The sequence below is a fragment of the Leptotrichia trevisanii DSM 22070 genome (genome assembly GCF_000482505.1).
In the GTDB taxonomy this organism is placed as follows: domain Bacteria; phylum Fusobacteriota; class Fusobacteriia; order Fusobacteriales; family Leptotrichiaceae; genus Leptotrichia; species Leptotrichia trevisanii.
This window is the reverse complement of sequence record NZ_AXVL01000004.1, coordinates 1-12,521: the sequence shown is the minus strand read 5'-3', so window position 1 is coordinate 12,521 and position 12,521 is coordinate 1. Positions and strand designations below refer to the sequence as shown.

The window sequence follows — 12,521 nt, the reverse complement described above, 5'->3', positions numbered from 1 at the left end:
TTAAAATTTATTTATTTTTAAAATTAAATTTTATTATAAACTTCCAGCATATTCAAAATATCCCTAGTTTCCTTTACATCATGAACTCTTAAAATCCTTCCACCATCTTGCACCATCAAACTCTCAAATATTAATGTTCCCATAAGTCTTTCTTCCAGCGACAGCCCAAATATTTTTTCATTAAAACTTTTTCTTGAAATTGCAATCATAATTGGTAATTTCATATCTCGCAAATATTTTACCGATTTAATTCTTTCCATATCTTCAGGTGTATTCATACTGTTATTTGAAGAATACCCAACTCCTGGATCTATCGAAATTTTTTCTCTTTCAATTCCAGTTTCTAAAATTGATTTTATCCGCTTAGCAAAATAATTTTCCAAATAATTTTTCAAGTTTGGAATTTTATCAAACCGTCCATTATTCATAACAACCAATGCAGGTTTATATTTTTCAACCAATTTCAATTTCCCTTCCGAAGTAAATCCATTAAAATCATTAATAATATCAATACCCGCATCCAGCCCTTTTTCAATAACTTCCTCAGTATCACTGTCCAAAGCCAGCACAATATCTGGAAACTCCTTTTTCACAGCCTCAATATATTTTTCAATCCGATTCCACTCTTCTTCTGCCGAAATATCATCAAAATTAGGCTTCGACGATTTCCCTCCAAATTCAAATATCTTAGCCCCATTTCTAACATCTTCTTCAATTCGCTTCAAAACCTTATCTAGACTCGAATTTCTCCCACCATCATAAAATGAATCTGGCGTAATATTCAAAATCGAATAAATAACCGACTCAGTCGTCAAATCAAACTCAAACCTATTCCCTTTCCAAATCAATCTATTTCCTTGTAAAATCTCTTCCAATTTTTCAATTCCATTTTCAAATTCAAAACTGTTTTCTTTTTTCAAAAGTTCAACTAACTGTTTTAATTCTGAATATTTAAAAATAGTTGTAATCCCTTCATTTTTATTAAATGAAAAAATATTTTTTTCTTCCAAAAAATTCTCAAATTTACGCAGTTCTTCTTTATTTCCATTAAATTCAATAACAATATTTTTTGAATCCCTATTCTTAATTTCATTAATTTTAATCATTTTTTATTTCTTTCCCTTCTTAAATAATTATGTCTATTTTTTTGTTTAAATCTTTATTCTAATTAAATTAAAAATATTTTTCAATAGCCTTCTTTACTTCCCCTAACAAGTAAAATGATCCCACTACAAAAATACACTCATCTTCATTCTCTCTCAATTCCAGCGCTTTCAAAAAAGCCTTCTCAATATTCTTTTCAGAAATTATAATATTTTTAGGATTTTCAATTTTTTTATCTTCAAAATATTTTTTTAAAATCTCTGAATCCAATTTTCTTTCTTCATTATTCGGCTCTGTAAGTATAAAATTATCTCCAGCTATTTTTAAAAGATTCACACATTTCTCCACTTCCTTATCCTTTAAAAATCCAACTACAAAAAATTTTTTTCTATTATCAAAATTCTTTTTAACATAATCTACAAAAGCCTCAACACTATCCTCATTATGTGCCACATCCAAATACACATTTTTAATTTTCTCAACTTTTTCCATCCGTCCTGCAATTTGCAATATTCCCAAAGCTCTATCCAATATTTTTTCTACATTTTCTAGAATATTTTCATCAAAAAATCTAAAATACCACGTTAAAACTGTCGCTAGATTCTCCAACTGTTGTTCGCCTTTTAGCTCAAATCTAAAAAAATACTCATTATTTTTAAAATTTTTCCCAAAATCATAATTTCCAATTATTTCAGCTTTAATTTTATTTTGAAATTCTAAACTGTTTTCAGATTTTAAATCTTTTTTTTCGTAAATATTTTGGCTATTTTCTTCTATATTTTCCACTTTTTCAATCTTTATATTTTTTTCAGCTAAAAAAATATCACAATTTTTATATTTTGCTTCTTTTTCCAAAATTTCATAAACTGCATCTCTCTGATTTGGAGCAATTATAACATTGCTCTGTTTTCTTATAATTTTTGATTTTGTTCGACAAATTTCCTCAATCGTATTTCCCAAAATATTTTTATGATCAATCCCAATCTTTGTAAAAATAGTATAATCAATTTTTGAAACTGCATTCGTTGCATCCAGTTCTCCTCCAAGTCCACATTCCAAAATCAGAACATTCACATCCTTATTTTTAAAATGTATCATCGCAATCAAAAACACCATCTCAAAATACGATAAATCATTTTCCAAATCCAAATCCAGCTCATTCAAAACCTGTCTTAACTTATTTTTATACTCTTCAAATTCCAACTCAGTAATTTCAACCCCATTAACCTTAATCAATTCATAAATTGTCCTTATTTGAGGACTCGTAAATAATCCAACTTTATATCCCATTTCACACAAAATGCTATTAATCATATAACAAGTCGAACCTTTCCCATTCGTCCCGCTAACATGAATAACCTGGACATCACTTGCAGGATTATTCATTTTATCCAAGATTTCTGCAAGCAATTTTACTCTTTTCTTTTCCCCATATAATGATTCTTTCATCACTTTTTTCTCCTATTTTTGTAAAAATTATCATTCGTTAAGTTTATTTTGATATTCCAGTTTAATTCTAATCATCTATTCCCACTTTCCCCACAAGTTCTGTAATCAAGTAAATATGTGTCAAAGTATCCCCTTTATCTAAATTATCAACACTTTTCTTCCCACCTAATCCTAATAATGGAACAAAATAAAAACTTTGATTATACTCTAATTCTCCATATTTTTTTACAGCCTTTTCATATAACTTTAAATCAAAGTATTTGTCTGTAAAATTTTTTTCAGTATAGATATCTGAAAAAAAGAAATCCATACCAGAAGCCATTATTTCAAAGTCTTCCAACTTATACAACACTATTCCAATAGACTCATTTTCTTGCCATGTTATTACATCTGCAAAAGCTGTTGTAAACAAAGGTATTGACTCTTTCCCTCTAAAGTAAGTTTCTTCTACTAATTCTTTATAATCATCTGGATTTATCACCCTTAAATACCCATTCAAAAAACTTCCCAATCCATAATTTTTCCAGATTTCTATAACCTTATCTGGCACTTGCCCTTTATATTTTTCAATAATTTCTTTCGGCATTTCTTTTTCTTTTTTAAAATCTTTTAACACTATACTTCTCCTGTAAATACTCTAAAAAATTAATTTTGTTACTTAATATTTATCCATTATTCATTTATTCTTAATATAATTTTCTTTTATTTTTTCAGTATTTCCTTTATCAAAAAAATCTTTTATAACTTCACAAACAAATTCTTTATCTTCCGTAAACATACTTAAAGGAACTTTATGCAGATTATTGTCTATTAAATCTGGATAATTTGGATAATATGTCAATGCTATCGGTGCGTTTGGATTTATATAGAAATAATTTTCATATTCTTCATCATCTTCATCAATAACTTCCAGTAAAAATTTCCCATCTAACATTGATATACTCAAACTTTTAGATATATACGGGATCTGTTTTTCTATTTCAACTAAATCTAATCTTAATCCTAAAGCCTGATTTTTATTTTCTAATGAACTTTTATATTTAGATTCTAAAATAGCTTCAGCTTCTTCAAAAGTTGTTTTTTCGTTATTTACAAATTTTATATAATAATTATTTTCTTCAAACATTTTTTTGCTCACTTCGTTGTTTTCTTATAAATTCTATCTATTTTCGCTTCAGGGATTAATCCTTTTTTTCCAAATTTTACATAATCATAAGGAAATTTATTTTTGCATTTCCAGTCGAATATTTCTTCTATTTCTGGTTCTATTAACAATTTCATTTCATTTATTTTTTCATTCATATCCGTTTCTTCGATATAATCATCCCATATGTGAAAAGTAGTTAATCCTTCTTTTTTATTAAATGTTATAAAAACAACAGCGTCACTTTCACCATTTAGTTTTCCTCTATCTAAAATCGAAAAAATTTGTATTTCTTCAACTTCATTTTTTTCTATCATTTCTTTTATTCTTTTATCTGTTGATGTATCTAAATATTTTAATGAATTATCTTTATTTAGCCAACCATTATCTGTTCTTAATTTTACATAATTATTTTCAAATGAATGAAAATCTAAATACCATTTCATCTGTTCATACCATTTTAATTCCTTTTCTCTGTTACCTATATATTTACCTTTTATATATGCCACCCTTATTTCTACCATATATAAATCTTCCTCTTCCATAGAAATATTAGTTGCTCCTTTTCCATCCAGTTTTTTTAGTGCTTCAAAATATGGAGTAAAATCAAAATCCGTCTTGTGCATTGTCAAAACATATTCACAATATCTATCTATCGCTTCAGCCGGGTTGCTAAGTATTTTCATATTTTCTATATCGCCATTTTGTATTGCATATACAATTCCATCTTTTAAATGTGTCTTCACAAATAGCGTTGTTTCAATTTCATTTTCATTTTCTTCATATCTTGTATCCAAAAAACTCATAAAATCCATACACGTTCCGCCCAATGATTTCAAATCAAATTTCGGTATAAATTGTTCCATCCATTTATACCATTTCTTCTGTTTCCCTTTAGGAATTTTGTACGAGTCCATATATCCATCAAAACTATCCCAGCTGTTACAAGGTAATACAGATCCGATTCCACTAGTTCCAAATCCACTAAACTTATAAAAATAAGCCATCTTTATTTTTTCTGGAAGAGAATGATACCTATTTATTTCTTTAGATATAGTTTTATTTTCCTCTTTATCACATAAGTTATTTCCATAAAAATCTCTTTCAATTTCAATTATTGTATTACTACATTCTAATCCTAAAAACGTATTACCAAGTTCTCCTTCTTTTGTATATTCTAATTTTGTATCTAAATCTACTCCACCAAAAAGTTTAGAGTTTTCCTTTAAAATTTTTCCAGTTCTAGGCTGATATTTGTATACATATTTCAATAACCAATCTTTTCCCTCTTCTTTAAAAGGTGTCAGTATGTCGTATGAATTTTCATTCTTATAAATATCTTCTTTTAATATTTGTAATAAATTTTCAGATATATCCTCGTATTTTTGCCAAAAAACATATTCAGAATATTCTTCCATTAGTTCATAAAATTTTTCCTTAGTTATTAACTCCATCATATTTTTCTCCAAACTAAAAAAATATCCTTAAAATTTTATTTTATCCCATCCAAAAACTCCTTCTTCCTATCCACATTCTCTTTAAATTCCCCACTATAAAACGAAGTTCTAGTCACAGAACCAATTTTATTAATTCCTCTCATTTCAATGCACATATGCCTTGCTTCAACTACAACAGCTACTCCTAATGGATTCAATATCTCTATTAATTTCTTTGCAATATTTACAGTGATTTCCTCCTGAACACTTAATTTTTTTGAAATAAATTCCACAAGTCTTGGTATCTTGCTAAGTCCAATAACTTTATTATCTCTCGGAATATAAGCAACATGCACCTTTCCAAAAAATGGCAACATATGATGTTCACACATTGAAAAAAATGGTATCTCCTTTACAAGCACCATTTCTTGCGACTCACCCAGATTCACATCAAATAATTTATAATTCTCAAAATCATTCACATTTTTTGTACTCAAAATCTCCTCATACATTTTTGCAACCCTTTTAGGAGTTTCAATAAGTCCTTCTCTATACACATCTTCACCAATATTTATCAATATTTCACGTACTGCATTTTCAATATTTTTTAATCTTGTTTCTTTATCTATACTTTTGTTTTTTTTCATTTTTTTACCCTTTCTTTTTATTTCAACAACAAATGGTATTCTTCAATTCTATTTTGACAAACTTTATTCTTATATATATCATTAAATAAGTCTAGTTCATATTTATTACATGATTTTATCTTTGTAAATTATTATTTACAATAAATGATATTTAGACTTGTCCATAACTTAACATTATTCATCTTTAATAAAAAAGATTAATTCCTTTATAAATAATAGTTATTTAATTATATTCTAAATTCATTCAATTACATTAGTAATTGTAAAATGAGTTGTTGTAATGATTTAATAGTTGTAAATAAAATAATAAATAATATAAAATAATTAACGTCCGATAATTTAATTTTAAAATTCAAAAAAATATAAGAATTATTACAATTCTTTTTATGTTATTTCCTAATTTGGGTTACCATAAGTTACTAATTAGTTTTTTCAAATTTTTTCAATTTTTTGATCTCCTACTTTAACTAACTCATTTATTTTTTGCACAATTTCTTCTCTTCCAAGAAATTCCCCATCATAGATTTCAGCTAATGGTATTAATACAAATAACCGATTCAACATTTCCTTATGTGGAACTATCAAGTCAGATTCATCAATTTTTTTATCTGAAAAAATTAAAATATCAATATCAATCGTTCTTGGCCCCCATCTAATTTCACGTTTTCTATCCAGTTCCGCTTCAATTTTATTTATAATTCTCAAGATTTCTCTTGCTGAAAAATCAGTTTTAATCTTAATTACTGCATTTAAAAATAAATCCTGCTCCAAATATCCAACTGGTGTTGTTTCATATAATCCAGATTTTTTCAATACTTTAATTCCATCTGTTTTCTCAATTGCTTCAATAGCTTTTTGTATATATTTTTTTCTATCGCCAATATTACTGCCTAAACTTAAATAAACTTCATTTTTTGCCATTTTTATTTTACCCCTTTCTCTGTATCCCTAATCTTTTATCTGGATTTCAACACTATCAAAAATTCCATTAATCGGAACTGCCAGTTTTCGTATATTTACCTGTACATTTTCAATTTCCCCATTTAATTTCTTTATTTCCTTTATAATGTCCAAAGCCAATGTTTCCAGCAAATCTACTCTGCTTTCTTTAACAATTTTCTCTATTTTCCTATAACAGTCTCCATAGCTCAATGTGCTATTTATATCATCATTTTTAATAATCTCCTTTGAAAGTGAAATTATTAAATCAATTTCAATGTTTTGCCCAATTTTTTTTTCTTCCTCATAAACACCTATATATGAATGAAATTTCATGTTATTAATCTTTATTTTATACAATTGCATCTCCTTCGTTTCTATTTAAAGTTTGTGTATATTTTAACATATAAAATCTTAAAAATAAATAGTGCTCGGGTAAAAAGAAAAGAGCATAAAGCTATCATCTTATGCCCTTAATACAAAAATTATAATTTTTCTACTAAATCTTTCAAATAATTTTTTACTCTATCCTTCAATTCCTCGTGTCTCAACCCAAATTCAACATTTGCAACAAACATTCCAAATTTATCTCCAGTGTCATATCTTAGCCCATCAAAATTATACGCATACAATTTTTCACCATCATTCTTCATTGCCAAAATTGCATCTGTCAACTGAATTTCTCCACCTTTTCCAGGTTTTGTCCTTTTTAAATATGAAAAAACTTCAGGTTCCAACACATATCGCCCTAATGCCGCAAGATTACTCGGAGCTTCATCAACTGATGGTTTCTCAATGAAATCTTCAACTGCCACTGTTTTTTCGTCAATTTGCTTTAATGGCTTTATTATCCCATATTTTGAAACATTTTTGTGCGAAACTTCCTGAACTCCTAAAATTGTTCCACCTTGCAATTCACTGTATTTTTCTACAAGCTGTTTTGTGACAGGTTGCTGCCCTTTTTCCTTATCTGTATAAATAATGTCATCTCCCAGAAGTACAACAAACGGCTCATCTCCTACAAATGCTTCTGCACAGCTTATTGCGTGTCCCAATCCTAACGGCTTTTTCTGACGGACATAATAGATATTTGACATTTCAGAAATATTGTTTACTACTTTCAATAAGTCTTCTTTCCCTTTTTCTTCTAATGTTTTTTCCAATTCATAAGAATAATCAAAATGGTTTTCAATAGATCCTTTGTTTCTTCCAGTAATAATTAATATTTCTTCTATTCCTGCTTCAACCAGTTCTTCTACAAGATACTGCAATGCAGGTTTATCAACTATTACAAGCATTTCTTTAGGTTGTGCCTTTGTTGCCGGTAAAACTCTTGTTCCAAGTCCCGCTGCCGGTATAACAGCTTTTCTTATTTTTTTTATACTCATATTTAATTTCCCTCCTGAATATATGTTCAAACCATCATAAAATTTGATTGACAAGACTATATGGATTTAAATTAGTAACATAATCATAATTTTAAACTCCGTTTTAAAATATTTTCTCTGTGATTTAATTATTTTAATATATATGTCCTTCATCAGAGTAAGTTATTTTTGTTGATGCTAATGGAGCAAATAAATTTATTTTCTCAAAATAATCTTTTGCCTTTGAGTTAGCCACTAATTGATATTCCTTAGTTTTTAAATCATATTCGTATTTTCCTATTATAATAATACTTTTTTCATCTGGAAATTGGATATAGAAACGTACAATTTCCTTGTCTGGAAGTGGTGTTTTTCCTAAATTTTTTGTATCAATTTTTGTAAAGAAATTTTTATAATCATTAAATTTTTTGTAAAAGTCCTTTTTAAAGTCATCATTTGATGTTGTAGCACTAACTTTTATTACAACACCTACATTTGCATTATAATCTTCATCTTCAATGGTATAATACGCCATCTTTATTTTATCTCTGTCGCAAAAAATATCATCTGTCCGCTTTTCAGATTGAATCTTTTTTATAACTCTGTCTAAAAAAGTATCTGGATTAGTTGCAAAGCTACATGTATCACTAAATCCTTGCATTCCAACTAAAAATAAAAGTGAGAATATTAATTTTTTCATTTTATCTACATCCTTCCAATATATACTCGAACCTTTCAAAATCAAACTAACAAAACTATAGATGTCCTAAAATCATGATAATCTTATCAATTTAATTTCAAATTAGTTTCATTATGCTATTTCAATTTTATATAATTATATCACAATTTTTTAAATTATTGTATACTTATTTTTTGATTTTATTTCAAAAGTTCATTCTTTTTTTTACTAAATTCCTCCTGTGTAATAACGCCTTCATCCATCAGCTTTTTAAATTTTATTATCTCATCAGCCACTGAAGACTGGTTTAACGGCTTTTGCAATTTTTCAAACTCCTCTATCGAATCATTTACAGCATTTACAAATGGAATAAGCGTTCTTTTTAATATGTTTGTCACTTTAATCATTGAAGCCCCGTCCCATATTTCTATTTCCCCAAGAAAAAATCTTTTTCTATACTTTATTGAATTTACCTTGCTAAGTGGCACTTCAATCTGATTTACACCAAAAAGCATTCCCTTATCCAGAAAAATAATTCTTTTATTAGTTGAAATAACTAGCCATGTATGTCCATCATAAACACCTGAAGTAGCATAGGTAATAATTTCGTCATCACCAATAATATTTGGAAGCTCTTTTACTTCCTTCTTCGTTCCCCAAATCGCCGCCCCACATTTTGCCAACATTGTTTTTATATCCTTCAAAGTTCTCATATTTAAATTCCCTTCTTAAATCATTTCCTTAATTTTAAACCTATATTTTTATAAAATATATTACTATAATTGTACTATGTTTTTTTAAATTAATCAAAGAATTTTTTGTACCTTTTGAGGAACTTTTTAAATACTATATTTATAATTTTTATAAAAATATTGCACTTAAATCCTTTAAAATCTGTATTTCCCTTAAAATTTTTATTTTTATATTGATATTTTTAAAAATTTTGTTGCTTTTTAGGAACAAACGAGGTATAATATACTAAAATAAATTAATTTAAATTAAACTAAAAAATGATAACCATCCCACCTACAACCTCATAAATTCATAAATTATAAAAATATTGGAGGATTATTCTATGAATATCGGCAACCGATTAAAAGAATTACGTAAAAATAATAAATTATCAATGGACACTTTAATTGAAAAACTGAATCAAAAATATAATCTACGTATAACTAAAAGTATGGTATCACGCTGGGAAAACAACTTATCAGAGCCAAGCAGCAAATTTGTTACTGCATACGCAAAATTTTTTAATGTTGATTTAAATTACCTGGCCGGTATAACAAATTTTGATTCTCACAATAAATATAATGCTATTTCCCATGGAAATTTGATTCCTGTCGAAATAACCGAAATCCCAATGTACGGTAAAGCCAGTGCAGGAACTGGCTACATCAATCTTTCAGAAGAAATTGGAAGCTATTCCATACCAAAAGACATCTATAAAAATGGACTTTTTGCTATAAAAGTTTCTGGCGACAGTATGAACGGCTTTGATAAAAGCATTCCAGATGATTCAATCGCCATTGTTGATCCTGAATTGTGTACTAATCCAATAAGTCTAAACGGTAAAGTCTGTGTATTTGAATATGATGATGAAACATACATAAAGCAATTAATAATAGATAAACAGGGAATTGTCAGATTACATTCATTTAACCCTGATTATGATGATATTATTATTTTAAATACCGAATTACTATATTGCAAAGGACGAGTAATCAGAACTTTTGTAGAAAATCAATGGTGAAAAAGCAAAATAAAATTAAACTAGAGGAGGAATAAAAAATGACATTAGTTAAAGAAGCTATTTCCGCAGTTATTGATGAAAATGGAAATTTTAATTTTGAAAAAGACAGAGCAACTTATTTTAAGGAAGTAAAAACATACAGTCTGGATAAACTAAACAAGGAAGTGCAAAAATACAATCTCTCAAATGATGAACGAGTAGAAAAATTAAGCAAATGGGAAAAAATTCAATATATTAAATGTCTGATTTCTGACTCATTTGTTTATACTAATAACGGTACTATCACTAATGAAGCTAGAAAAAAATTATTAATTTCACTCAACAAGGTATTTTTTAAAACATTGGAAATCTATAAATCAAAAAAACAAAAACATACAGTTTAAATAGTTTATTCTTAATTATACTATAACTTCAAGATTAAATTCAAAAGTTACAACTATTCCATTTAAACTTTAAATTTATTTTATATTATTTCGGTTTTAAAAAGAGCAAATATACCATTACTATGAAAAATTTTTTTATAAAAAAGTTGCAATTTTATATAAAATACATTATAATAAGCGGTATAGAATTTTGAAAGGAGAATCTTTTTAATGTTTAAAGAATTCAAGGAGTTTATCTCAAAAGGAAATGTAATGGATTTGGCAGTTGGAGTTATAATTGGTGCTGCTTTTGGAAAAATAGTAACTTCGTTGGTTGATGATATAATTATGCCGATTATTGGGATTATTTTAGGGAAAATTGATTTTTCAAACTTAAAAATTATTATTACACCCGCTACAAAAACAGCTCCAGAAGCTGCAGTAAAATATGGATTATTTATCCAAAACGTAGTTAATTTCTTAATCATGGCATTTGTTATTTTCTTAATGGTAAAATTTGTAAATAAATTAAGAAAACCCGCATCAGAAGCAGTTGAAGAAGTTACTGAGGTTATACCGACAAAAGAGGAAACATTATTAGCTGAAATTAGAGATATTTTAAAAAATAAATAAATTATATTTAAGAGATGCTGTCATCGTATCTCTTTTTTTGTTACTAATACTAACTCCCATTTAAAAATAGGAATAAATTTTTTTAATAGGGTTGTTTGATAGCTAATTCATACTATTTCCCATTTAAATAGTAGAAATCAGAAAATTTATAGGATTAAAACTTTTTTTACAAGATTATGCTATTATACAATCTATTAACTATTAAAATATCCTTTAATTAAATTTTATTGTCAAGTATCCATATAAGAGATTTTTATTCAGAATTTGAAAAACTGCTTATTGTTAATATATGTTTTCATAATTCTATGTTTTTTCTTTTTATATAAGCAAAATTTTGTTATTGTTAAAGGAAAAATAACTAAATACGAATATATTTCTTTCGCCATAATTTTTATAATATTAAAATTTATTAATGTTAAAATAACTCTTATTTGCGAAAGTGAGCGTAGTTTTACGAAGCGAGTTTTATTTTTTCTTTATAAGAAAGTTTTGCGTAAAGCGGGGTGATTCGTAGAACATTTCGCTATTATCTCTAAGTAGTAGTCAGTTAAATATGTTTATTGCGAAAAAAGGCATGGCGTCTGATGCTCTTACATTACAAAAAATTCAATAAGAAATAGAAAAAACTATTATTAGTCATAATATTTATAAAAAAATTATAAAAGTCCTTAAGATGGATACTTAAAAATTAGATTTGATTTTTTTAATAAAACTATCAAATTAATTGTTATAGAATTTTATTTCTATTTTTTAAATAGGGTTTAGTATTAATTATTTAAAAATATTGGGTTATTATCCTTCATTAAAAAAAGTTTGTAATAAATCTGTTATTTAAATGGTTTAGTATTAATACGAAAAAAAGACAGCAAAACCTAAGTTCCACTGTCCTTTTATTTTTTCCTTTTTTAAGTCCTTAACTCAAACATCTGTTACATTTTTAGTTGTTAAAGTTATTCTCTTTCTTTCCAATTCTTCGTTCTAGTAAATAGCTCTAAATCCAATACCTGC

Annotated in this window: 14 protein-coding genes; 3 read left to right on the top strand and 11 right to left on the bottom strand. The window is 26.9% G+C overall.

Annotation, left to right across the window (positions count from 1 at the left end; genetic code table 11):
- Positions 1 to 23 precede the first annotated feature (23 nt).
- The 11 genes from folP to K324_RS0100025 all read right to left on the bottom strand — a co-directional run bounded on the left by folP (position 24) and on the right by K324_RS0100025 (position 9,478).
- The gene (gene folP / locus K324_RS0100075) at positions 24 to 1,106 is read right to left on the bottom strand and encodes a dihydropteroate synthase (protein WP_084533497.1); all 1,083 of its coding nucleotides are present in this window, start codon (positions 1,104 to 1,106) and stop codon (positions 24 to 26) included.
- Positions 1,107 to 1,173: 67 nt separating this feature from the next.
- Entirely contained in the window at positions 1,174 to 2,553 is a 1,380-nt protein-coding gene (locus K324_RS0100070) for a bifunctional folylpolyglutamate synthase/dihydrofolate synthase (RefSeq protein WP_026747336.1), read from the bottom strand.
- A 67-nt stretch (positions 2,554 to 2,620) separates the two neighbouring features.
- Complete coding sequence (locus K324_RS0100065) at positions 2,621 to 3,169, bottom strand: T6SS immunity protein Tdi1 domain-containing protein (RefSeq protein ID WP_026747335.1); 549 nt, start codon at positions 3,167 to 3,169, stop codon at positions 2,621 to 2,623.
- A gap of 60 nt (positions 3,170 to 3,229) precedes the next feature.
- Entirely contained in the window at positions 3,230 to 3,679 is a 450-nt protein-coding gene (locus tag K324_RS0100060) for a hypothetical protein (RefSeq protein WP_169720552.1), read from the bottom strand.
- Between the two features lie 8 nt (positions 3,680 to 3,687).
- Positions 3,688 to 5,154, bottom strand: coding sequence for a hypothetical protein (locus K324_RS0100055; RefSeq protein WP_026747333.1), 1,467 nt, complete (start codon positions 5,152 to 5,154; stop codon positions 3,688 to 3,690).
- 35 nt (positions 5,155 to 5,189) lie between these two features.
- Positions 5,190 to 5,780: a GTP cyclohydrolase I FolE gene (folE, locus tag K324_RS0100050; protein WP_036094824.1), complete on the bottom strand. Its 591-nt coding sequence runs from the start codon at positions 5,778 to 5,780 to the stop codon at positions 5,190 to 5,192.
- A gap of 432 nt (positions 5,781 to 6,212) precedes the next feature.
- Positions 6,213 to 6,701, bottom strand: coding sequence for a 2-amino-4-hydroxy-6-hydroxymethyldihydropteridine diphosphokinase (folK, locus tag K324_RS0100045; RefSeq protein ID WP_026747331.1), 489 nt, complete (start codon positions 6,699 to 6,701; stop codon positions 6,213 to 6,215).
- Between the two features lie 27 nt (positions 6,702 to 6,728).
- Positions 6,729 to 7,085: a dihydroneopterin aldolase gene (gene folB / locus K324_RS0100040; RefSeq protein WP_197735083.1), complete on the bottom strand. Its 357-nt coding sequence runs from the start codon at positions 7,083 to 7,085 to the stop codon at positions 6,729 to 6,731.
- Between the two features lie 119 nt (positions 7,086 to 7,204).
- The gene (gene galU / locus K324_RS0100035; protein WP_026747329.1) at positions 7,205 to 8,107 is read right to left on the bottom strand and encodes a UTP--glucose-1-phosphate uridylyltransferase GalU; all 903 of its coding nucleotides are present in this window, start codon (positions 8,105 to 8,107) and stop codon (positions 7,205 to 7,207) included.
- 133 nt (positions 8,108 to 8,240) lie between these two features.
- Positions 8,241 to 8,786 (bottom strand): hypothetical protein, encoded by a 546-nt coding sequence (locus tag K324_RS0100030; RefSeq protein ID WP_026747328.1) that lies wholly within the window; start codon positions 8,784 to 8,786, stop codon positions 8,241 to 8,243.
- A 179-nt stretch (positions 8,787 to 8,965) separates the two neighbouring features.
- Entirely contained in the window at positions 8,966 to 9,478 is a 513-nt protein-coding gene (locus tag K324_RS0100025) for a PH domain-containing protein (RefSeq protein WP_026747327.1), read from the bottom strand.
- 362 nt (positions 9,479 to 9,840) lie between these two features.
- Between K324_RS0100025 and K324_RS15085 the strand changes: the two genes are divergently transcribed.
- The 3 genes from K324_RS15085 to mscL all read left to right on the top strand — a co-directional run bounded on the left by K324_RS15085 (position 9,841) and on the right by mscL (position 11,513).
- Entirely contained in the window at positions 9,841 to 10,518 is a 678-nt protein-coding gene (locus K324_RS15085; protein WP_051354345.1) for an XRE family transcriptional regulator, read from the top strand.
- A 38-nt stretch (positions 10,519 to 10,556) separates the two neighbouring features.
- Positions 10,557 to 10,901: a hypothetical protein gene (locus tag K324_RS0100010; protein WP_026747326.1), complete on the top strand. Its 345-nt coding sequence runs from the start codon at positions 10,557 to 10,559 to the stop codon at positions 10,899 to 10,901.
- Between the two features lie 210 nt (positions 10,902 to 11,111).
- Positions 11,112 to 11,513: a large-conductance mechanosensitive channel protein MscL gene (mscL, locus tag K324_RS0100005; protein WP_036094820.1), complete on the top strand. Its 402-nt coding sequence runs from the start codon at positions 11,112 to 11,114 to the stop codon at positions 11,511 to 11,513.
- Positions 11,514 to 12,521 lie beyond the last annotated feature (1,008 nt).

What these genes read in the sequence shown, in the direction of transcription:
- K324_RS0100025 (WP_026747327.1), bottom strand. Translation starts at nt 9,478, where the DNA reads ATGAGAACTTTGAAGGATATAAAAACAATGTTGGCAAAATGTGGGGCG.
- K324_RS0100055 (WP_026747333.1), bottom strand. Translation starts at nt 5,154, where the DNA reads ATGATGGAGTTAATAACTAAGGAAAAATTTTATGAACTAATGGAAGAA.
- K324_RS15085 (WP_051354345.1), top strand. Translation starts at nt 9,841, where the DNA reads ATGAATATCGGCAACCGATTAAAAGAATTACGTAAAAATAATAAATTA.
- K324_RS0100070 (WP_026747336.1), bottom strand. Translation starts at nt 2,553, where the DNA reads ATGAAAGAATCATTATATGGGGAAAAGAAAAGAGTAAAATTGCTTGCA.
- folE (WP_036094824.1), bottom strand. Translation starts at nt 5,780, where the DNA reads ATGAAAAAAAACAAAAGTATAGATAAAGAAACAAGATTAAAAAATATT.
- folK (WP_026747331.1), bottom strand. Translation starts at nt 6,701, where the DNA reads ATGGCAAAAAATGAAGTTTATTTAAGTTTAGGCAGTAATATTGGCGAT.
- K324_RS0100060 (WP_169720552.1), bottom strand. Translation starts at nt 3,679, where the DNA reads ATGTTTGAAGAAAATAATTATTATATAAAATTTGTAAATAACGAAAAA.
- K324_RS0100030 (WP_026747328.1), bottom strand. Translation starts at nt 8,786, where the DNA reads ATGAAAAAATTAATATTCTCACTTTTATTTTTAGTTGGAATGCAAGGA.
- folB (WP_197735083.1), bottom strand. Translation starts at nt 7,085, where the DNA reads ATGCAATTGTATAAAATAAAGATTAATAACATGAAATTTCATTCATAT.
- galU (WP_026747329.1), bottom strand. Translation starts at nt 8,107, where the DNA reads ATGAGTATAAAAAAAATAAGAAAAGCTGTTATACCGGCAGCGGGACTT.
- mscL (WP_036094820.1), top strand. Translation starts at nt 11,112, where the DNA reads ATGTTTAAAGAATTCAAGGAGTTTATCTCAAAAGGAAATGTAATGGAT.
- folP (WP_084533497.1), bottom strand. Translation starts at nt 1,106, where the DNA reads ATGATTAAAATTAATGAAATTAAGAATAGGGATTCAAAAAATATTGTT.
- K324_RS0100010 (WP_026747326.1), top strand. Translation starts at nt 10,557, where the DNA reads ATGACATTAGTTAAAGAAGCTATTTCCGCAGTTATTGATGAAAATGGA.